The organism is Pseudomonas sp. NPDC089547 (assembly GCF_050280665.1).
Taxonomy (GTDB): Bacteria; Pseudomonadota; Gammaproteobacteria; order Pseudomonadales; family Pseudomonadaceae; genus Aquipseudomonas.
The window spans coordinates 21228-40684 of record NZ_JBNNVS010000040.1 but is presented as its reverse complement, the minus strand read 5'-3'; the positions used below and the strand labels follow the sequence as shown (position 1 = coordinate 40684).

The following is a 19457-nucleotide window of genomic DNA, read 5'->3' as shown; positions in this document are numbered from 1 at the left end:
AACCGCGGGCTGCTGTCAGCCGCCACCAATGGCGTGGACCACTTCGACCTGGTCGCCGTCGTTCAGCAGCGTGCTGTCGTGCTGGCTACGCGGCACGATATCCAGGTTCAGTTCCACCGCAACACGGCGCCCGGCCAGCTCCAGGCGGGTCAGCAGGGCTGCAACGCTTTCGCCAGCAGGCAGTTCGTAAGGTTCACCGTTCAGTTGAATGCGCATGCGCACGGCCACCATTGTTCTTTGGGGCCCGCATTCTAGCGCCGAACCGCCCTGCAACCCAAGGGCGGTGCGCGCCATTAGTCGCGATTGTGGACCAACCGGTCAGCCCAGCCGCCAGGCTGCCAGGCCCAGGCACAACCAGCCGGCCAGGAAGCACAGGCCGCCAATTGGGGTGATGATGCCGAGCTTGCCAATGCCGCTGAGGGTCAGCAGGTACAAGCTGCCGGAGAACAGCACGATACCCAGCGCAAACAGGCCCCCAGCCCAGCCGACCAGGCGCCCGGGGAGGTGCGCCGAGAGCACGGCAACGCCAAAGATCGCCAGCGCATGCACCAGCTGGTAGGTCACGCCGGTGTGGAAGATAGCCAGGTAGTCGGCCGTCAGCCGGCTTTTCAGGCCATGGGCGGCGAAGGCACCCAGGGCGACCCCGGTAAAGCCGAAAAAGGCGGCAAGCATCAGGAAGCTGCGAAGCATGGGACGACTCCTTGTATCGGGTCTGTATAATGGCCCCTTCCACCCGTACGGCCAAGCCATCGTCATGCTGCCAACCCTTATCCGCCGCCTCTCCCGTGCCCTGCTCTGGTTCGCTGCCGGCAGCATCGTGCTGGTGCTGGTGTTCCGCTGGGTGCCACCGCCTGGTACGGCGCTGATGGTCGAGCGCAAGGCGCAGTCGTGGGTCAGCGGCGAGCCGATCGACCTGCAACGCGACTGGGAGCCATGGGAGAACATCTCCGATGAGCTGAAAGTAGCTGTCATCGCGGGTGAGGACCAGAAGTTCGCCAGCCATTGGGGCTTCGACATCCCGGCCATCCAGGCAGCCTTGGCCTATAACGAGCGCGGCGGCAGTGTTCGCGGTGCCAGCACCCTGACCCAGCAAGTGGCCAAGAACCTGTTCCTGTGGTCCGGGCGCAGCTGGTTCCGCAAAGGGCTGGAGGCCTGGTTTACCGCGCTGATCGAGCTGTTCTGGTCCAAAGAACGGATTCTCGAGGTCTACCTGAACAGCGCCGAGTGGGGCAAGGGCGTGTTTGGTGCGCAGGCGGCGGCGCGTTATCACTTTGGCGTCGATGCCAGCCGGCTCAGCCGCCAGCAGGCGGCGCAACTGGCGGCGGTGCTACCTAGCCCGATCAAGTGGAGTGCCAGCCGGCCGAGCGCCTACGTGGCCAGCCGGGCCGGGTGGATTCGCCGGCAGATGAGCCAGTTGGGTGGGCCCAGCTACCTGATGCAGCTCGATACTTCGCGCAAGCTTTGAGGGCCCTTTCGCGGGCACGCCCGCTCCCACAGGTTCAGCGCTGCTCTTGAGACTTGCGCCCTACATGTGGGAGCGGGCGCGCCCGCGAAGAGGCCGTCAAAGCCAACACAAATAAAAAGCCGCTTACCCGATCAGGGCCAGCGGCTTTTCTGTGCAACCAAGGCCCGATCAGACCGCAATCAACGCCTTGACCTTGTTCATCGCATTCTTCTCAAGCTGGCGAATCCGCTCGGCCGACACGCTGTACTTGTCCGCCAGCTCATGCAACGTGGCCTTCTCTTCTGCCAGCCAGCGCTGGTAGAGAATATCGCGGCTACGCTCGTCCAGGCCTTGCAGTGCTTCGTGCAGGTTGCTGGTGGAGTTATCGCTCCAGTCGGCATTCTCCAGTTGCACCGCCGGGTCGTACCGGTGGTCTTCCAGATAATGCGCAGGCGACTGGAAGGCGCTGTCGTCATCCGCCTCGGCTGCCGGGTCGAAGGCCATGTCCTGGCCACTCAAACGGCTTTCCATCTCACGCACTTCACGCGGCTCGACACCCAGGCTTTCAGCCACGCGATGCACTTCGTCGTTGTTCAGCCAGGCCAGGCGTTTCTTCTGGCTGCGCAGGTTGAAGAACAGCTTGCGCTGGGCCTTGGTGGTGGCCACCTTGACGATGCGCCAGTTGCGCAGAATGAATTCGTGAATCTCTGCCTTGATCCAGTGCACGGCAAAGGACACCAGGCGCACGCCCATTTCCGGGTTGAAGCGCTTGACGGCTTTCATCAGGCCAACGTTGCCTTCCTGGATCAGGTCGGCCTGGGCCAGCCCGTAGCCTGCATAGCTACGGGCGATATGTACGACGAAACGCAGGTGGGCCATCACCATTTGACGAGCGGCCTCGACATCCTGCTCATAATAGAGACGCTCGCCCAGATCACGCTCCTGCTCGACCGTCAGCAGCGGGATGCTGTTGACCGTGTGCACATAGGCTTCCAGGTTTGCACCGGGCACCAAGGCATAGGCAGGTTGCAACGATGTGGTCATTCAAGAACCTCCGACTTACCAGACTCGCGCCTTGTGGGCGCTGCCAACATTGACCCGGAACGACGGTACAAGTTCCATGGTGAAGAAAATGTCAATGCTGGCACGTAAAAACTATCGCGGCGCCAGCTCGTTCAGATGACGAGCGACGGCAATCCATGCACCGATATACCCCAACAACACTGCTCCGATCAAGAGGGACAGACCATCGGACGCAGGCACTCCGCCCAGTGCGAAATCACTGCCATACAGGCCGGAAAGCCCTACAACCGCCTCGTTCAGCCAGTTCAGGCCAAACGCCAGGATGCCCCACGCCAGCAGGCCAGCACCCAGGCCATACAAAGCGCCCATGTACAGGAAAGGCCGGCGCACGTAGGCGTCGGTGCCGCCTACCAGCTTGATCACCTCGATCTCGATGCGGCGGTTTTCAATGTGTAGACGAATTGTGTTACCGATTACTAACAGCAACGCAGAAATCAGCATCACGGCCAAGCCGAAGACGAAGCGGTCACCCAGCTTGAGGATGGCCGCGAGGCGCTCGACCCACACCAGGTCCAGTTGCGCCACCTCCACCCTCGGCAGCTCAGACAGGCGCTGACGCAACGCTTCCAGGGCCGGCTTGTCGACCTCGCTCGGTGTCACCACCACTACGCCAGGCAGCGGGTTGTCCGGCAGTTCGCGCAAGGCCTCGCCCAGGCCAGACTGCTGCTGGAACTCCTCCAGTGCCTGCTCGCGGCTAACGAATTGCGCGTCTGCCACGCCGGGCATGCCCTTGATCTCATCGCGCAGCGCTTCACCGTCGCGGCTACCGGCATCCAGCTTGAGAAACAGCGAGATCTGCGCTGCGCGCTGCCACGAGCCGCCAAGCTGCTCGATGTTTTTCAGCAGCAACGACAGGCCCATGGGCATGCTCAGCGCCACTGCCATCACCAGGCAGGTGAAAAAGCTGCCTATCGGCTGCTTGCCCAGACGGCGCAGGCTATCGGCCATGCTGGCACGGTGGCTTTCCAGCCAGGCATGCAGCAACGTGCGGAAATCCGGGCCGTCATCGTCTTCGCCGCGTTTTTTCTTTGCCGGTTGCGGGTCGGCCGGCTTTGGCGCAACCCGCTCGGAAACCTTCGGCGTACGTGTAGTGCTCATTGCCCGGCCTCCCCATCGCCGATCAAGCGGCCGCGCTGCAAGGTCAGCATACGGTGGCGCATGCGCGCAATCAGTGCCAGGTCGTGGCTGGCGATCAATACCGTGGTGCCCAGGCGGTTGATGTCTTCAAACACACCCATGATCTCTGCGGCCAGGCGCGGGTCGAGGTTACCGGTGGGTTCGTCGGCCAGCAGCAAGGCCGGCTGATGCACGATAGCGCGTGCGATACCGACACGCTGCTGCTGCCCGGTGGACAGGTCGGCCGGGAACAGCTCGCCTTTGTCGCTCAGCGATACACGCTCCAGGGCCGAGTCCACGCGCTTGGCGACCTCGGCCTTGGACAGGCCGAGAATCTGCAGTGGCAGGGCGATGTTGTTGAACACCGTGCGGTCGAACAGCAACTGGTGGTTCTGGAACACCACGCCGATCTGCCGACGCAGGAACGGGATCTGCGCATTGCTGATCTGGCCCAGGTCCTGCCCGGCCAGCATCAGCTTGCCGCTGGTCGGGCGTTCCATGGCCAGCAACAGGCGCAGCAAGGTGCTCTTGCCGGCGCCCGAGTGCCCGGTGACGAACAGGAATTCGCCCCGGCGCGCCCGGAAACTCAGCTCATGCAAACCCACATGACCGTTGGGATAGCGCTTGGCAACCTGTTCGAATCGGATCATGGTCAGTCTCGCTCGGCGAACAGAGCCTTGACGAACGGCTCGGCTTCAAAGGTGCGCAGGTCATCGATGCCTTCACCCACACCGATGAAGCGGATCGGGATATTGAACTGCTTGGCCAGGGCGAAGATCACCCCGCCCTTGGCGGTGCCGTCCAGCTTGGTCAGGGCCAGCCCGGTCAGTTCGACACTCTGGTTGAAGTACTTGGCCTGGCTGATGGCGTTCTGGCCAGTACCGGCGTCGAGCACCAGCAGCACCTCGTGTGGCGCATCGGCGTCGAGCTTGCCGATGACCCGGCGAACTTTCTTCAGCTCTTCCATCAGGTTGTCTTTGGTGTGCAGGCGCCCGGCGGTGTCGGCGATCAGCACGTCCGCGCCACGCGCCTTCGCGGCCTGCACGGCATCGAAGATCACCGAGGCAGAGTCGGCGCCTGTGTGCTGGGCAATCACCGGAATCTGGTTGCGCTCGCCCCACACCTGCAGTTGCTCGACCGCCGCGGCACGGAAGGTATCGCCCGCAGCCAGCATCACCTTCTTGCCTTCCAGTTGCAGCTTCTTGGCCAGCTTGCCGATGGTGGTGGTCTTGCCGGCACCGTTCACGCCAACCACGAGGATCACGTAGGGCTTGTTCTGTGCCTGGACTTTCAGCGGCTGCTCAACCGGGCGCAGCAGTGCGGCCAGTTCTTCCTGCAACGACTTGTACAGGGCATCGGCGTCGGCCAGCTGCTTGCGCGCGACTTTCTGGGTCAGGTTCTGGACGATGGCCGAGGTGGCTTCCACGCCGACGTCGGCAGTCAGCAGCCGGGTTTCGATTTCATCGAGCAGGTCGTCGTCGATGACCTTCTTGCCGAGGAACAGGCTGGCCATGCCCTCGCCGATGCTGGCGCTGGTCTTGGACAGGCCCTGTTTGAGGCGGGCGAAGAAGCCTGGTTTGGCTTGCTCGGTAACGGTTGTGGCAGGGGCTGGCTCTGGCTCTGGCTCTGGCTCTGGCTCTGGCTCGACAGGTGCAGCCACCGGGCGCTCGGGGATCGCTGGCGGGGCCTTGGGCTCCAGGTCAGGGACCAGGGCGACGGGCTCCTCGGCAACGGGCAGGACCAGGTTGCTGACCGGGGGTTCGACGGATTGAACGACCGGGGCTGGTGCTGGCGCAGGGGTTACGACCTGCGGGGTGGCAGGCTCCGCATTCGCGGGCACGCCCGCTCCCACCGGGGCCGGTGCAGGCTCGGGAGCTGGGGTAACCACTGGGGCAGGCTCAGGCGCCGGGGCAGGCTCGAGGACCGGTGCAACCACTGGGGCAGGTGCAGGTTCAGGGGCTGGTGCTGGCTCGAAAGCCCGAGGGGTCTCGGTTGCAGGTGCGGGAGTTTCTGCAACCACCGGCTCTACCGGAGCAGCTTCAGGGTGCTCGACGGCGGGCTGCGGCGCTACAGGTTCTGCGGCCTGGGCTTCAGGCGCTTGTGGCTGTTCGGCGACGGGTTGCTGCGGCTTCTTTCGAAACCAGCTGAACAGGCCTTTCTTTTCGCCAGCCTCGGCCGGCGCTTTTTTGTCGTCGTTGGAACCAAACATGGAGGACGGCTATCTCAGGGTAGCGATGGGCCAGCAACGGCACATCGGGAATTCTCTCTACGCAGAACAGACTATCTTGAAGCCGGCTGGTTCATGCGCAACGTTTTGTCTTAGTGTCCTGTGGGCCAGAACGGCGACAGGCATGGTCGCCAGGCAACCGGATCAGTATCCTAGCACCTCCTGGCCCGTCGACGCTAAACCCAGCGGGCCGCCGAACAGGTTAAACACCGTATGAATGCTCTAGCCCGCCGCGCCGCTGGCCTGTTGTTCGGCACGCTCTGCCTGCCGCTCGCGGCCTTTGCCGCCGATGTGCAACCCACCCACGAATTCATCCTCGACAACGGCCTCAAAGTGGTCGTGCGCGAAGACCACCGGGCCCCGGTGGTGGTCTCGCAGATCTGGTACAAGGTCGGCTCCAGCTACGAGACCCCGGGCCAGACCGGCCTGTCCCACGCGCTGGAACACATGATGTTCAAGGGCAGCGCCAAAATCGGCCCCGGTGAAGCTTCGCGCATCCTGCGTGACCTGGGCGCCGAAGAAAACGCCTTTACCAGCGACGACTACACCGCCTACTACCAGGTACTGGCCCGCGACCGCCTGCCAGTGGCCCTGGAACTGGAGGCCGACCGCCTGGCCAGCCTGCGCCTGCCCGCCGACGAGTTCAGCCGCGAAATCGAGGTGATCAAGGAAGAGCGCCGCCTGCGCACCGACGATCAGCCCAACGCCAAGGCATTCGAGCTGTTCCGCGCCATGGCCTACCCGGCCAGCGGCTACCACACCCCGACCATTGGCTGGATGGCCGACCTCGAGCGCATGAAGGTCGAGGAACTGCGCCACTGGTACGAAAGCTGGTACGCCCCCAACAATGCCACCCTGGTGGTGGTCGGCGATGTCACAGCCGATGAGGTCAAGGGCCTGGCGCAGAAGTACTTCGGCAGCATTCCCAAACGCGCGGTACCGCCTGCCAAACTGCCACTTGAGCTGGCCGAGCCTGGCCAGCGTCAGCTGACCCTGCATGTACGCACGCAGCTGCCCAGCCTGATCTACGGGTTCAACGTGCCCGGCCTGCCCACCGCCAAAGACCCGCGTACCGTCCACGCCCTGCGCCTGATCTCGGCCCTGCTCGACGGCGGCTACAGCGCCCGCATGCCGGCCCGCCTGGAGCGTGGCCAGGAGCTGGTAGCCGGTGCTTCGTCCAGCTACAACGCCTTTACTCGCGGCGACAGCCTGTTCCTGATCTCGGCTACGCCGAACGTGCAAAAGCAGAAAACCCTCGCCGATGTCGAAAAAGGCATCTGGCAGTTGCTTGACGAGCTCAAGACCACCCCGCCCACGGCAGAAGAGCTCGAACGCGTGCGCGCCCAGGTCATTGCCGGCCTGGTCTACGACCGCGACTCCATCAGCAGCCAGGCCACCACTATCGGCCAGCTGGAAACCGTCGGCCTGTCCTGGAAACTGATCGACAGCGAGCTGGACGAGCTCAAGCGTGTCACCCCGCAGGACATCCAGAACGCCGCGCGCACCTATTTCACCCGTGAACGCCTGAGCGTTGCCCATGTACTGCCTGAGGAGTCCGCTCATGAGTGATCGTCGCGCACCGCGCCCAACCCTGCTGGCCACGGGTATCCGCGCCTTGGCGCTGGCGGCCGTGCTGGCCGCCCCGGCCATGGCCGACAATGCAGCTAAAGCCGACAGCAGCGCCGCCCGCCCGGCCAACACCTTGCAATCGCTGGCCGAGCTCGATGGCAAGGCGCCCAGCCGGCGTCAGCTGAACATCCAGCACTGGAACACCGCCGAAGGCGCCCGGGTGTTGTTCGTCGAAGCCCGCGAATTGCCCATGTTCGACCTGCGCGTCACGTTTGCTGCGGGCAGCAGCCAGGACGGCAGCACACCCGGCGTGGCCGCCCTGACCAACGCCATGCTCAACGAGGGTGTGGCCGGCAAGGACGTGACCGCCATCGCCGAAGGCTTCGAAGGCCTGGGCGCAGACTTTGGCAACGGTTCCTACCGCGACATGGCCGTAGCGTCGTTGCGCAGCCTCAGCGCCAAGGACAAGCGCGAACCCGCACTCAAGCTTTTCGCTGAAGTAGCCGGCAAACCGACCTTCCCCGAAGACGCGCTCAAACGCATCAAGAACCAGATGCTGGCCGGGTTCGAATACGAGAAGCAGAACCCCGGCAAGATTGCGGGCAAGGCGCTGTTCGGCAAGCTCTACGGCGATCACCCTTACGCCCACCCTAGTGACGGTACCGCCGAAAGCATCAACGGCATCACCCTGGCACAACTGCGCGCCTTCCACGCCAAGGCCTATACCGGCGGCAACGCGGTCATCGCCCTGGTCGGTGACCTGAGCCGCGCCGAGGCCGAAGCCATTGCCGCCCAGGTGTCTGCCGGCCTGCCCAAGGGCCCGGCGCTTGCCGCCCCAGCCCAGCCAACCGAAGCCAAGGCCGGCTTGACCCACATCGACTTCCCGTCCAAGCAGACCCACTTGATGCTGGCCGAACTGGGTATCGACCGTCAGGACCCGGACTGGCCAGCCTTGTCGCTGGGCAACCAGATCCTCGGTGGCGGCGCGTTCGGCACCCGGCTGATGAGCGAAGTGCGTGAAAAGCGCGGCCTGACGTACGGCGTGTACTCGGTGTTCAGCCCGATGCAGGTACGCGGCCCGTTCATGATCAACCTGCAAACCCGTGCCGAACTCAGCGAAGGTACGCTCAAGCTGGTGCAGGACATTCTCGCCGACTACCTCAAGGCCGGCCCTACCCAGCAAGAGCTGGACGATGCCAAGCGCGAACTGGCCGGCAGCTTCCCGCTGTCCAACGCCAGTAACGCCAGTATCGTCGGCCAGTTGGGCGCCATCGGCTTCTACAACCTGCCGCTGACCTGGCTGGAGGATTTCATGCAGCAGTCCCAGGCCCTCACCGTCGAGCAGGTCAAGGCAGCGATGAACAAACACCTGTCAGCCGATAAACTGGTGATCGTCACCGTTGGCCCGAAAGTGCCACAACAACCGCTGCCAGCCCCCACTGACAAGCCCTCCGAGCAGCCGCTCGGGGTACCGGAGCACTAATGCCTAGATCCACCCCTACCGCCCGCCCACAACCGGGCCAAAGCAAGGGCCAGGGCCACCTGCGCATCATCGCCGGCGAGTGGCGCAGCCGCCGCCTGGCGGTACCGGAGGGTGATGGCCTGCGGCCAACGCCTGATCGCGTGCGCGAAACCGTTTTCAACTGGCTGGCACCCTACATCGAAGGTGCCCGCGTGCTGGACGCCTTCACCGGCAGCGGCGCACTGGTGCTCGAAGCCCTGTCGCGCGGGGCCAAGGACGCCGTTGCGCTGGACAACAACCCGGCGGCCATCGCCAACCTGAAGAACAACCTCGAGATCCTGCGCTGCCCACGCGGGCAAATCCTGCAAACCGATGCCCTGCGCTACCTGCAAGGCCCGGCCAAGCAGCAGTTCGATGTGGTATTCCTCGACCCGCCATTCCACCAGGACCTGTTGGCCAACACCTGCAACCTGCTGGAGCAGAACCAGTGGCTGGGCGAACAGGCGCTGATCTATACCGAAAGCGAAGCGGCGCCGTCGACACTGCCGATGCCCGACAACTGGCGCCTGCACCGCGAAAAGAAAACCGGCCAGGTGCATTACGCGCTGTGGCAGCGGGGCTGATCCCGTAACTCTGGGTTGTCGTACTTAGTTACCGCAACCTTGTCAGACCCATGGCTGAAGCTGCTCCTTCGTTTCTTGCAGGAGCACTTCAATCATGCCCCACCGCCCTTCCCCGCCCACACCGGTAAGCGCCGTAAGCGCTTTCACACTTGCCAACGGCTTGCGTGTCTACCTGCGTGAAGACCGACGCGCGCCGCTGGTCAGCGCGCAAGTGTGGTATCACGTCGGTTCCAGCTCCGAGCCAGCAGGCCATACAGGCCTTTCTCATGCACTGGAGCATCTGCTGTTCGAAGGCAGTAGCAAACTGGCCGCCGGTCAGTACTCCGCGCTCATGACACGCATTGGCGGCAATCCGAACGCATTTACTGCTCATGAAGCCACCGTTTTTCCGCTGACATTGCCCAGCAATCGCTTGGAGATTGCTCTGGAGGCCATGGCCGACGTGATGGCAAGCGCCACCCTCGGCAGCACGCCATTTGCTCGGGAGCTGGCAGTGGTCATGGCCGAGCGACGTGAAAGTGTCGATAACAGCCCTCTTGCACTGGCACTGGAGCACCACCTGCTACTCGCCTATGGCGACAGCGGCTATGGCACACCAGTGATCGGCCACAAAACGGACCTCAGCCACATGACGCTGGCCGCGGCACGTACTTGGTACCAAAGCTGGTACCGCCCCAACAACGCCACGCTCGCAGTGGCCGGCAACATTGACTTGCAACAACTGCAAACGCTGGTTACCCGGCACTTTGCAACAATCCCCGCCAATCGTCTGCCACCACAGCAAACATTCCTCGCGCCTCCCGGACTGGTCCGACGCTGCCAGACATTGCGTCTGCAAGGCCTGTACACGGGTGTAATTCTCAGCTTCAACGTACCCAGCCAATGTACCGCCAAGTCTGACGCACAAGCCTATGCACTGCGGCTACTGCCTGAAGTTCTTGCCGAAGGCCATGCCAGCACATTGCACCGCCTGTTGGTACAAGAAGAATCGCTACTGCTGGGGCTGAGATCGGCTTATGAGCCCTGGCAGCGGGGCGACAGTCTGTTAACCCTCTACGCGTTCTGCAGCCCACAGTCCAAGCCGGAGGCTATAGCCGAACGGCTGATGCTTGAGATAGACGCATTCCGCCAGTCGGCCCCCTCCAAAGAAGACCTTCAACGCGCCAAAACGCGGCTGCTGGCCAAGCGGCTGTTCGAAATGGACGATATCAGCAAACAAGCAGCAACCATTGGCAAGCAGGCCGGGTGTGGTCTGGATCCCGTGACCCTGGACGATGAACGTCAAGCCATCAACGCAGTGACAGCCGAACAAGTCGGCCTGGCAGCCTTGGAATACCTCACCGAACCCCGGACCACCATCACTTTCATGCACAGCAAGGAGAGCGCTGATGAATGACCCAATTCCACTCCCTCAGCCGGCCATGGCCGATGGCATCTTCGGCGGCCTTGTCTCGGCCCAAGGGCTGGACTTGAATCAGCTCGAGTCCCCTCAGATACAAGTGCAGGCTTGGACAACAGCAACGGGCACAGGTGTGAAGTTCGTCGAGGCCCGCGGGCTGCCTATCGTCGATGTGATGCTGCGATTCAAGGCCGGCACGACCCAGGACACCTCGCAACCCGGCTTGGCCGCCTTGACGCGGCACATGCTTGATGAGGGCAGCCAGCGTTACACAGCCACCCAGCAAGCCGAGCATATGGAACGGCTGGGCGCGTTCACGGAACAAAAGATACACCTGGAACATGCAACGCTGAGCCTGCGCAGCCTGAGCAGCAAGGCCCTGCTGGATCCTGCCCTGGATCTTTTCATCGATCTTGCTGCAAACCCGGCCTTCCCGGCCCCTGCCCTTGAGAAGGTAAAACGTCAGTTGTCGCAGCACAACGCAGCTCGCGACCGGCGGCCAGATGCAAGGGCTCGCAACGAAGTTTTCCGCCATTTGTTCAAGGCACATCCCTATGGCACCCCGTTGGGTAGCACTGCTGGCGGCATAAGGTCCGTGACCCCTGAGGACTTGCGGGTATTCCACCAACGAGCTTATTGCACCAGCAATCTGGAGATAGTGTTGGTCGGCGACCTCTCTCTCACTGAAGCACAAAGCATTGCACAACGAATTTGCCAGGCCCTACCACAGGGCTGGCCCGCTATTGACCTGCCAGCCGTACCGGCAGCAACCGGTACAACAGTCAACATCGACCAGGCCGGCGCCAGCAGTGCATTGGTACTGGCAGTGCCCATCAACGTGCCCGCCAATGACCCGGATTATCCGGCTCTGGTGCTAGCGAGCGAGGTTTTGGGGGCAGGCCTCGAATCCCGCTTGATGACGGAACTGCGCCAACGTCGCGGCCTGACTTACGGCATCTACAGCCGGGTATCGTCCATGAGTGCCGGTGGCCTGTTCACCATCGATTGGGAAATCGCGCCGGCGTATGTGCAAGCTACACAGGCACTGGTAGAAACCCTGCTGCGTGATTTCATAGGCCATGGGCCGACCCAGACCGAGCTGGACCTGGCGCGCAAACAACTTGCCGGGCATTTGCTACGAGGAGTTGCGCAAAACAAAAGCTTGGCAGCGTTGCTCACGGAGCTCGCTCATCAAAACCAGCCCGTTGATCATCTGAACACCTACATCGAGCGCATCGGTAGGCTGACCCCGGAGGATATTCGCACCGTCATGCAGCGCCGGCTCGACCTGAGCCACAAGGTACTTGTCAGTGTCGGCACTCAGGTCGTCCAACAAGCGCTGCCGGGCCTCGACCAATAGCGCAGGTACGGTGGCGCTTTTTCATGGCACTCTAGGCAGGCACATCACGAGTTGCCCAGTATGCCCAGCACAAGCGCCACCTTCCGGCCGGCCACCGGCCTGTCCAACCCCCACCTGCAGACGCTATGGGGCCCCCTGTGGCGCAAGCTGCCTGCGCTGCAGCGCGACCGCGAGCGGCTATGGCTGGCCGACGGCGACTTCATCGACCTCGACTGGCATGGCCCACATCAGGCCCAAGCGCCACTGGTGCTCGTGCTGCATGGGCTGACCGGCTCCTCCCACTCGCCCTACGTCAAAGGGTTGCAGCAAGCGCTGCACAGCCGCGGCTGGGCCAGCGTGGCGGTGAACTGGCGTGGTTGCTCAGGCGAGCCCAACCTGTTGCCGCGCAGCTACCATTCCGGCGCCAGCGAAGACCTGGCGGAAATTGTCAGCCACCTGCGCACAAAGCGCCCCTTGGCCCCGCTGTACGCGGTGGGTTACTCGCTGGGTGGCAATGTGCTGTTGAAATACCTGGGCGAGAGCGGCGTTGCCAGCCAACTGGAGGCGGCAGTTGCCGTGTCGGTACCCTTTCGCCTGGACCACTGTGCCGACCGTATCGGCCAGGGGTTCTCCAAGGTGTATCAGGCGCATTTCATGCGCGAGATGCTGGCGTATGTTCAGCTCAAGCAGCGGCACTTCCATGAGCAGGGCCAACATGAACGGCTGGCGGCGTTGCAGCGCTTGGGGCACCTGACCAACCTGCGCACGTTCTGGGATTTCGACGGCAAAGTCACTGCTCCGCTCAACGGCTTTCGCGATGCGCACGATTACTATCGCCGCTCATCGAGCCACTTCTTCCTTGGCCAGAACCGCACGCCTACGCTGATCATCCACTCGAGCGATGACCCGTTCGTGGCCGGCCAGAGCCTGCCTACGGCGCGTGAACTGGCACCGCAAACCCGCTTCGAACTGCACAGCCGCGGCGGGCATGTGGGGTTTGTCGATGGCAGCCTGCGCAACCCGGGGTATTACCTGGAGCGGCGGATTCCGCAGTGGCTGGTCGACGGTAGCTAGTCAGAGTATGCAAAAGCTACGCGATCTGTGTGGGAGCGGCCTTGGGTCGCGATGGGCTGCGGAGCAGCCCCAGGACCTTGGCAAAACCACATGAATTGCCGGGGCCGCTTTGCGGCCCTATCGCGACACAAGGCCGCTCCCACAAAAACCCGCGATCTCCTGTACTGAGTATCTATTCGCCAGTGGCCACACCACGTGCTGGGTTGTTGATCCACTCGCTCCACGACCCCGCATACAGCTTGCCCAGCGGGTAGCCCGCCAGCGCCAGCGCAAACAGGTTATGGCAAGCCGTTACCCCAGACCCGCAGTAGGACACCAACTGCTCCGGCGCACGCCCGCCCAGCTTTTCGGCAAAGCGCTGCTTGAGCTGGTCCGCAGGCAGGAAGCGCCCGTCAGCGCCGAGGTTGTCGGTGAAGGCCGCACACTGCGCACCCGGAATATGCCCGGCAACCGGGTCGATCGGTTCCACTTCGCCACGAAAACGTGGCAACGCGCGTGCGTCTAGCAAGGTCAGGTCCGCAGCACCCAGGCGCTTGCCCAAGTGGTCGGCATCGACCAACAATTTGGCATCCGGCTCACCCGTGAAGGTGCCTTCGTGCTTTGGCGGCGAGTCCAGACTCAGCGGCAGGTGCGCCGCATGCCACGCCTTCAGCCCACCATCGAGAATCGCCACGCCGCTGCGCTTGCCCAGCCAGGCCAGCAACCACCAGGCGCGAGCGGCAAAAGCGCCCGGCCCGTCGTCGTACAGCACCACCTCGCTGTCATCGTCCAGGCCCCAATCGCGCAAGCGTTCGACCAGGCGCCGCGCCTCAGGCAAAGGGTGGCGCCCGGTGCGCCCCTTGCTCACCGGCCCGCTAAGGTCACGGTCCAGGTCGGCAAAATGCGCCCCGGCAATATGCCCCTGGGCGTAACTGCGTTGGCCATAGTCCACATCCTCGAGGGCAAAGCGACAGTCGAGGATCACCAACTTGGGCGAGTCCAGACGCTCGGCCAACTGCTGCGGGGTGATCAATTGCGCAAGGGGCATGACAATCTCCTGATCGATGGCACTAGGGCCCTGGGTTACTGTTCCAGGGCCTGGTTGAACGGTACATGGAATTCCTGGCACAGGGCGTCCACGGCACTGCGGGCGTTGTCGGTCACATAGCCGAGTTCCAGCACCAGCACTTGGTAGACGCCGCGCTTGAAGGCTTCTTCACCCAGATGCGCGGAATGTTCACGGGTGGTGCTGAGAAAGCGCACCCACGACGTCAGCACGATCCAGGCATTGATGGTCAGCGATTCGATCTGCGCAGGTGCCATGGTCAGGATGCCGGCCTCGACAAAGCCGCGATAAATCGCCTGGCCCTGGCGCAGGCAGCGTTCGGAAAAGCGCCTGTAGCGGGCGGCCAGTTCCGCATCGCTTTCCAGCAGGTGCTCCAGGTCGCGGTGCAGGAAGCGGTAGTTCCACATCGCCGCCAGCAAGGCCTTGAGGTAGAAGCGCTTGTCCTCCACGGTCGCTGCGCGCCCTTGTGGCGGGCGCAGGAAGCTGTCCACCAGCTCTTCGTACTGGCTGAACAACAGGGCGATGATCGCCTGCTTGTTGGGGAAGTGGTAATACAGGTTGCCGGGCGAGATTTCCATGTGCGCGGCAATGTGGTTGGTACTGACGCTGCGTTCGCCCTGCTGGTTGAACAGCTCCAGGCTGTTCTGCACGATGCGCTCTCGGGTCTTCATGCGCGGGGCCATGCTCAGCTCCCAGTCTGCGGGCCTTCTTCAAAGTGCCATCTTACGGCGTATTGCAGGTGGAATGCACCGTTCGACGGCGCGGAAAAATTCGCACCATGGTACAAATTAGAGTATAGGCTCTAGGGATTCCCTGCCCGGACTCGACGCCGCCATGAACTCGCCCAGTGCCTTGCCCCCTGTGCAACCCGACCTCGACCTTGCAGCAGTGTTCGCCACCCAGCGCCAGGCCTTTGCGGGCAACCCTCTGCCACCCGCCGCCCAACGCCGGCAATGGCTAAAAAGCCTGCGCGAAGCCCTGCTGGCCGGCCAGGCCGGGTTGATCGCAGCCATCAGCGAGGACTTTGCCGGGCGCAGCGCCGACGAGACCCTGCTGGCCGAGCTGCTGCCCTCGGTACAGGGCCTGCGCCACGCCGAAAAGCACCTGCAACGCTGGATGCGCGCCAGCCGGCGGCAGGTTGGGCTGGCCTTCCAGCCGGCCAGCGCGCAGGTGCGTTACCAACCGCTGGGGGTGGTCGGCATCATCGTGCCGTGGAACTACCCGCTATTCCTCGCCATCGGCCCGCTGACGTGCGCCCTCGCCGCAGGCAACCGGGTCATGCTCAAGCTCAGCGAAGCCACGCCTGCCAGTGGCCAGGTACTGAAGCAATTGCTGGAACGGGTCTTCCCCACCGACCTGGTCAGCGTGGTGCTCGGTGAAGTCGAGGTGGGCCAAGCCTTCGCCCGCCTGCCCTTCGACCACCTGCTGTTCACCGGCGCCACCAGCGTGGGCCGCCAGGTCATGCTGGCTGCTGCGCAGAACCTGACCCCGGTCACCCTGGAACTGGGCGGCAAGTCACCAGCCGTCGTGTCTGCCGACGTGCCCCTGGATACCGCGGCAGAGCGCATTGCCTTTGGCAAAACCCTGAACGCTGGCCAGACCTGCGTCGCCCCCGACTACGTGCTGGTGCCGCGTGACAGGCTGGAGGCCTTCAGCGACGCCTACCAGCGCGCCGTCCGCCGCCTGTACCCACGCATTGCCGATAACCCCGACTACACCGCCATCATCAACCCGCGCCAGCTCCAGCGTTTGCAGCACCTGCTGGACGATGCCCGGGAAAAGGGTGCGCAGGTGGTCGACCTGTACCCTGGCGAAACCCGCCAGGGCCGGCGCCTGCCACCGCACCTGCTGCTGGGTGTGAATGACGACATGCAGGTGATGCAGGACGAAATCTTCGGCCCGCTGCTGCCGCTGCTGCCCTATGACAGCCTCGACCAGGCGCTGGCTTACATCAACCAGCGCCCGCGGCCTCTGGCGCTGTACTACTTCGGTTATGACCGGGCCGGCCAGGACCGCGTGCTATGCAACACCCACTCGGGTGGGGTGTGCTTGAACGATACCTTGCTGCACGTGGCCCAGGACGACCTGCCCTTCGGTGGCATCGGCCCTTCGGGCATGGGTCATTACCACGGCCACGACGGTTTCCTTACCTTCAGCAAGGCCAAGGCAGTGCTGGCCAAGCAACGCTTGAACGCCGCCCGGCTGATCTACCCGCCTTATGGCAAAGCCTTGCAGCGCCTGATCTACAAGCTGTTTATCCGCTGAGGGCCGGCCTATGCAACGCCGTGACCTGCTGCGTTTCAGCTTGGGCGCCAGCGTCTTTCTGAGTGCCACCAGCCTGGTCGGCTGCACCGCGCAAACCAGCGCACACGGTTACCAGGCAGTGCGCGATGACGACCTGCCACTGCTGCGTGCGCTGATCCCGGTGGTGCTGGCGGGTACGTTGGCCACCGAGCAGCCAGTACTGCTGAGCCTCGACCACAAACTGGCGGCCTTGTCGCCGGAAATGCTCAAGCTCACCCGGCAACTGTTCGACGTGCTGAGCCTGCCACTCACCCGCGGCCCGTTGACCGGTATCTGGGGCGCCTGGGAACAGGCCAGCCCTACCCAGGTCACAGCCTTCCTGCAGCGCTGGCAGGACAGTTCATTGAACCTGCTGCGCATGGGCCACGCCTCGTTGCTGCAACTGCTGCAAATGGCCTGGTACGAACGCCCCGAGTCCTGGGCCGCCTGTGGTTACCCCGGCCCACCGAACATCTGAAAACAACAAGAGCATCGCCAATGCCTGTAGCCGATCCGTTTCGCCAAGGCCTCGAACGCGGCTGGATAACCCACGACGCTTCGCGCCTGGAGCATGACCTAGCCCTTGAGGCCGATGTAGCCGTTATCGGCAGCGGTGCCGGTGGTGCCACCAGCGCACAGATGCTCAGCGCTGCCGGTTTCAAGGTGCTGTTGATCGAAGAAGGCCCGCTCAGGACCAGCAGCGACTTCCACCTGCTGGAGAGCGAAGCCTACGCCAGCCTGTACCAGGAGGGCCTGGGGCGCATGAGCAAGGATGGCGCCATCACCATTCTTCAGGGCCGCGCCGTTGGCGGCACCACGCTGGTGAACTGGACATCGAGCTTTCGTACCCCGCCGCAGACGCTGGCCCACTGGGCCTCGGCGCACGGCGTGAACGGCCTGGGTGAGGATGACCTGCGCCCCTGGTTCGAGCGGGTGGAACAAGAGCTGGGCATTACACCCTGGGCCATGCCGCCCAACGCCAACAACGACGTGCTGCGCCGCGGTTGCGAACAACTGGGCTACCGGTGGGCGGTGATCCCGCGCAACGTGCGCGGCTGCTGGAACCTGGGCTACTGCGGCATGGGCTGCCCGGTGAATGCCAAGCAGTCGATGCTGGTAACCCGTATTCCCGCCACCCTCGAGCATGGCGGCGAACTGCTGTACCTGGCCCGGGCCGCGCGCTTCACACACAACGGCGAACGTATCCAGGGCCTGACATGCCAGGCCCTGGATGCCCAAGGCATCTACCCCACCGGCAAGCAGGTCAGCGTACGTGCACGTCATTACCTGCTGGCCGGCGGCGGCATCAACAGCCCGGCCCTGCTGCTGCGTTCCGACGCGCCAGACCCCCACGGCCGCCTGGGCAAGCGCACCTTCCTGCACCTGGTAAATTTCAGCGCAGCGCGCTTCAAGGAGCGCATCGACCCTTACTACGGCGCCCCGCAGTCCATCTACAGCGACCACTTCCAGTGGCAAGGCGGCACGGATGGCCCGGTCGGCTACAAACTGGAAGTGCCGCCGCTGCACCCGGCCCTGGCCAGCACCCTGCTGGGCGGACACGGCCAGGAGAACGCCCGGCGCATGGCCGAGCTGCCGCACACCCATGTAATGCTGGCGTTGCTACGTGACGGCTTTCACCCCGAAAGCCAGGGCGGGGCCGTGGAGCTGCGTGGCGATGGCTCACCGGTGCTCGATTACCCGGTCACCGGCTACCTGCGCGACGGCTTGCGTCGCGCCTACCGCAGCATGGCACAGATCCAGTTCGCGGCTGGGGCCACGCAGGTGACGCCCGTGCACAGCGATGCCAGCACCGCTTCCAGCCTGGAACAGGCCTTGCGCATGATCGACACCTTGCGCCTGGAGCCCTTCAGGACGCGCCTGGGCAGCGCCCATGTGATGGGTGGCTGCGCGTTGGGCGAAGACCCGCGCCAGGCGGTATGCGACAGCCTGGGCCGCCATCACCAGCTGGAAAACCTGTCGGTCCACGACGGCTCGCTGTTCCCCACCAGCATCGGCGCCAACCCGCAACTTTCGGTGTATGCCATCAGCGCCAGGCTTACCGAGGCCCTGATTGCCCGCCTGGCACACAGCGCATGACAACCAATACGGCCCCTGTCTATAGTGCCATCAGCCAGCCGCATGACTTGGCCGGGGCGCCGTCGCTGCGCTACCATCCGACTCCCCAACGCACTCCAGCCAGGATGACGCGATGAACCGAGTGTTGTACCCGGGTACTTTCGACCCCATTACCAAAGGCCATGGCGACTTGGTCGAGCGCGCCTCGCGGCTGTTCGACCACGTGATCATCGCAGTGGCGGCCAGCCCGAAGAAAAACCCCCTGTTCCCGCTGGAACAACGGGTGGAGCTCGCCCGTGAGGTCACCAAGCACCTGCCCAATGTCGAAGTCATCGGCTTCTCTTCCCTGTTGGCGCATTTCGCCAAGGAACAGGGTGCCAACGTCTTCCTGCGTGGCCTGCGTGCCGTTTCCGACTTCGAGTACGAGTTCCAACTGGCGAACATGAACCGGCAGCTGGCCCCCGATGTCGAGAGCCTGTTCCTCACGCCGTCGGAGCGCTATTCGTTCATTTCTTCGACGTTGGTCCGGGAAATTGCCGCACTGGGCGGAGATATCACCAAGTTCGTCCACCCGGTGGTGGCCGAAGCGCTGACCGAACGCTTCAAGAAGTAAGCCTGACCGCCTGATTGTCGCGCCCGCGTGCACTGCGGGCGCGAATGCGGCACAATTGTGCCCATTGCGTTGAACATGCCCGGGCTGTGAGCCCCGGCCGGAGT

The 19457-nt window shown here is 63.7% G+C and carries 19 protein-coding genes; 11 read left to right on the top strand and 8 right to left on the bottom strand.

From position 1 onward, the window contains the following. Positions 1-15: 15 nt before the first annotated feature. Together thiS and ACQKPZ_RS22100 are read right to left on the bottom strand one after the other, a co-directional pair. Positions 16-216, bottom strand: coding sequence for a sulfur carrier protein ThiS (gene thiS, locus ACQKPZ_RS22105; RefSeq protein WP_012274654.1), 201 nt, complete (start codon positions 214-216; stop codon positions 16-18). Between the two features lie 102 nt (positions 217-318). Next, a complete protein-coding gene (locus ACQKPZ_RS22100) occupies positions 319-690 on the bottom strand; it encodes a DUF423 domain-containing protein (protein ID WP_391126541.1) in 372 nt (123 codons plus the stop codon). A gap of 64 nt (positions 691-754) precedes the next feature. Between ACQKPZ_RS22100 and mtgA the strand changes: the two genes are divergently transcribed. Further along, positions 755-1465, top strand: a complete 711-nt coding sequence (gene mtgA / locus ACQKPZ_RS22095; protein WP_427542198.1) for a monofunctional biosynthetic peptidoglycan transglycosylase — start codon at positions 755-757, stop codon at positions 1463-1465. Positions 1466-1633: 168 nt separating this feature from the next. On the opposite strand, the gene rpoH is transcribed toward mtgA, so the two are convergent. From rpoH to ftsY, 4 genes are all read right to left on the bottom strand, one after another. Then, positions 1634-2488: an RNA polymerase sigma factor RpoH gene (gene rpoH, locus ACQKPZ_RS22090; protein WP_391126544.1), complete on the bottom strand. Its 855-nt coding sequence runs from the start codon at positions 2486-2488 to the stop codon at positions 1634-1636. A 111-nt stretch (positions 2489-2599) separates the two neighbouring features. Then, a complete protein-coding gene (ftsX, locus tag ACQKPZ_RS22085) occupies positions 2600-3625 on the bottom strand; it encodes a permease-like cell division protein FtsX (RefSeq protein ID WP_427542173.1) in 1026 nt (341 codons plus the stop codon). Then, positions 3622-4293: a cell division ATP-binding protein FtsE gene (ftsE, locus tag ACQKPZ_RS22080; RefSeq protein ID WP_391126549.1), complete on the bottom strand. Its 672-nt coding sequence runs from the start codon at positions 4291-4293 to the stop codon at positions 3622-3624. The genes ftsX and ftsE overlap by 4 nt, the downstream gene beginning before the upstream one ends. A gap of 2 nt (positions 4294-4295) precedes the next feature. Next, positions 4296-5852, bottom strand: coding sequence for a signal recognition particle-docking protein FtsY (gene ftsY / locus ACQKPZ_RS22075; protein WP_427542170.1), 1557 nt, complete (start codon positions 5850-5852; stop codon positions 4296-4298). A 231-nt stretch (positions 5853-6083) separates the two neighbouring features. Here ftsY and ACQKPZ_RS22070 point away from each other — a divergent pair, with 231 nt between their 5' ends. The 6 genes from ACQKPZ_RS22070 (at position 6084) to ACQKPZ_RS22045 (ending at position 13336) form a co-directional block, all read left to right on the top strand. After that, the gene (locus ACQKPZ_RS22070) at positions 6084-7439 is read left to right on the top strand and encodes a M16 family metallopeptidase (protein ID WP_391126555.1); all 1356 of its coding nucleotides are present in this window, start codon (positions 6084-6086) and stop codon (positions 7437-7439) included. Beyond that, positions 7432-8922 carry a M16 family metallopeptidase gene (locus tag ACQKPZ_RS22065; RefSeq protein ID WP_427542167.1) on the top strand — a complete coding sequence of 497 codons (1491 nt, stop codon included), beginning with the start codon at positions 7432-7434 and terminating at the stop codon, positions 8920-8922. The genes ACQKPZ_RS22070 and ACQKPZ_RS22065 overlap by 8 nt, the downstream gene beginning before the upstream one ends. Further along, positions 8922-9524 carry a 16S rRNA (guanine(966)-N(2))-methyltransferase RsmD gene (rsmD, locus tag ACQKPZ_RS22060; RefSeq protein ID WP_427542164.1) on the top strand — a complete coding sequence of 201 codons (603 nt, stop codon included), beginning with the start codon at positions 8922-8924 and terminating at the stop codon, positions 9522-9524. Before ACQKPZ_RS22065 ends, rsmD begins: the two co-directional genes overlap by 1 nt. A 94-nt stretch (positions 9525-9618) precedes the next feature. Further along, the gene (locus ACQKPZ_RS22055; RefSeq protein WP_427542161.1) at positions 9619-10920 is read left to right on the top strand and encodes a M16 family metallopeptidase; all 1302 of its coding nucleotides are present in this window, start codon (positions 9619-9621) and stop codon (positions 10918-10920) included. Then, positions 10913-12283 (top strand): M16 family metallopeptidase, encoded by a 1371-nt coding sequence (locus ACQKPZ_RS22050; protein ID WP_427542158.1) that lies wholly within the window; start codon positions 10913-10915, stop codon positions 12281-12283. Before ACQKPZ_RS22055 ends, ACQKPZ_RS22050 begins: the two co-directional genes overlap by 8 nt. 60 nt (positions 12284-12343) lie before the next feature. Then, positions 12344-13336: a hydrolase gene (locus tag ACQKPZ_RS22045; protein ID WP_427542155.1), complete on the top strand. Its 993-nt coding sequence runs from the start codon at positions 12344-12346 to the stop codon at positions 13334-13336. A gap of 172 nt (positions 13337-13508) precedes the next feature. Here ACQKPZ_RS22045 and ACQKPZ_RS22040 read toward each other — a convergent pair whose 3' ends face one another. Together ACQKPZ_RS22040 and ACQKPZ_RS22035 are read right to left on the bottom strand one after the other, a co-directional pair. After that, positions 13509-14363 (bottom strand): sulfurtransferase, encoded by an 855-nt coding sequence (locus ACQKPZ_RS22040; RefSeq protein ID WP_427542152.1) that lies wholly within the window; start codon positions 14361-14363, stop codon positions 13509-13511. A 35-nt stretch (positions 14364-14398) separates the two neighbouring features. Continuing rightward, a complete protein-coding gene (locus ACQKPZ_RS22035; protein ID WP_391126570.1) occupies positions 14399-15064 on the bottom strand; it encodes a TetR/AcrR family transcriptional regulator in 666 nt (221 codons plus the stop codon). Between the two features lie 151 nt (positions 15065-15215). On the opposite strand from ACQKPZ_RS22035, the gene ACQKPZ_RS22030 reads away from it, so the two are divergent. The 4 genes from ACQKPZ_RS22030 to coaD all read left to right on the top strand — a co-directional run bounded on the left by ACQKPZ_RS22030 (position 15216) and on the right by coaD (position 19353). After that, the gene (locus ACQKPZ_RS22030; RefSeq protein ID WP_427542149.1) at positions 15216-16646 is read left to right on the top strand and encodes a coniferyl aldehyde dehydrogenase; all 1431 of its coding nucleotides are present in this window, start codon (positions 15216-15218) and stop codon (positions 16644-16646) included. A gap of 10 nt (positions 16647-16656) precedes the next feature. Beyond that, positions 16657-17142, top strand: a complete 486-nt coding sequence (locus ACQKPZ_RS22025; RefSeq protein WP_427542146.1) for a twin-arginine translocation pathway signal protein — start codon at positions 16657-16659, stop codon at positions 17140-17142. Positions 17143-17162: 20 nt separating this feature from the next. Next, positions 17163-18761 (top strand): GMC family oxidoreductase N-terminal domain-containing protein, encoded by a 1599-nt coding sequence (locus ACQKPZ_RS22020; RefSeq protein WP_427542143.1) that lies wholly within the window; start codon positions 17163-17165, stop codon positions 18759-18761. Between the two features lie 112 nt (positions 18762-18873). Continuing rightward, a complete protein-coding gene (gene coaD, locus ACQKPZ_RS22015) occupies positions 18874-19353 on the top strand; it encodes a pantetheine-phosphate adenylyltransferase (protein ID WP_027920955.1) in 480 nt (159 codons plus the stop codon). Positions 19354-19457 lie beyond the last annotated feature (104 nt).

Excerpts from the sequence above, each read along its gene's own strand:
- thiS (WP_012274654.1), bottom strand. The coding sequence starts at position 216 with ATGCGCATTCAACTGAACGGTGAACCTTACGAACTGCCTGCTGGCGAA.
- ACQKPZ_RS22100 (WP_391126541.1), bottom strand. The coding sequence starts at position 690 with ATGCTTCGCAGCTTCCTGATGCTTGCCGCCTTTTTCGGCTTTACCGGG.
- mtgA (WP_427542198.1), top strand. The coding sequence starts at position 755 with ATGCTGCCAACCCTTATCCGCCGCCTCTCCCGTGCCCTGCTCTGGTTC.
- rpoH (WP_391126544.1), bottom strand. The coding sequence starts at position 2,488 with ATGACCACATCGTTGCAACCTGCCTATGCCTTGGTGCCCGGTGCAAAC.
- ftsX (WP_427542173.1), bottom strand. The coding sequence starts at position 3,625 with ATGAGCACTACACGTACGCCGAAGGTTTCCGAGCGGGTTGCGCCAAAG.
- ftsE (WP_391126549.1), bottom strand. The coding sequence starts at position 4,293 with ATGATCCGATTCGAACAGGTTGCCAAGCGCTATCCCAACGGTCATGTG.
- ftsY (WP_427542170.1), bottom strand. The coding sequence starts at position 5,852 with ATGTTTGGTTCCAACGACGACAAAAAAGCGCCGGCCGAGGCTGGCGAA.
- ACQKPZ_RS22070 (WP_391126555.1), top strand. The coding sequence starts at position 6,084 with ATGAATGCTCTAGCCCGCCGCGCCGCTGGCCTGTTGTTCGGCACGCTC.
- ACQKPZ_RS22065 (WP_427542167.1), top strand. The coding sequence starts at position 7,432 with ATGAGTGATCGTCGCGCACCGCGCCCAACCCTGCTGGCCACGGGTATC.
- rsmD (WP_427542164.1), top strand. The coding sequence starts at position 8,922 with ATGCCTAGATCCACCCCTACCGCCCGCCCACAACCGGGCCAAAGCAAG.
- ACQKPZ_RS22055 (WP_427542161.1), top strand. The coding sequence starts at position 9,619 with ATGCCCCACCGCCCTTCCCCGCCCACACCGGTAAGCGCCGTAAGCGCT.
- ACQKPZ_RS22050 (WP_427542158.1), top strand. The coding sequence starts at position 10,913 with ATGAATGACCCAATTCCACTCCCTCAGCCGGCCATGGCCGATGGCATC.
- ACQKPZ_RS22045 (WP_427542155.1), top strand. The coding sequence starts at position 12,344 with ATGCCCAGCACAAGCGCCACCTTCCGGCCGGCCACCGGCCTGTCCAAC.
- ACQKPZ_RS22040 (WP_427542152.1), bottom strand. The coding sequence starts at position 14,363 with ATGCCCCTTGCGCAATTGATCACCCCGCAGCAGTTGGCCGAGCGTCTG.
- ACQKPZ_RS22035 (WP_391126570.1), bottom strand. The coding sequence starts at position 15,064 with ATGGCCCCGCGCATGAAGACCCGAGAGCGCATCGTGCAGAACAGCCTG.
- ACQKPZ_RS22030 (WP_427542149.1), top strand. The coding sequence starts at position 15,216 with ATGAACTCGCCCAGTGCCTTGCCCCCTGTGCAACCCGACCTCGACCTT.
- ACQKPZ_RS22025 (WP_427542146.1), top strand. The coding sequence starts at position 16,657 with ATGCAACGCCGTGACCTGCTGCGTTTCAGCTTGGGCGCCAGCGTCTTT.
- ACQKPZ_RS22020 (WP_427542143.1), top strand. The coding sequence starts at position 17,163 with ATGCCTGTAGCCGATCCGTTTCGCCAAGGCCTCGAACGCGGCTGGATA.
- coaD (WP_027920955.1), top strand. The coding sequence starts at position 18,874 with ATGAACCGAGTGTTGTACCCGGGTACTTTCGACCCCATTACCAAAGGC.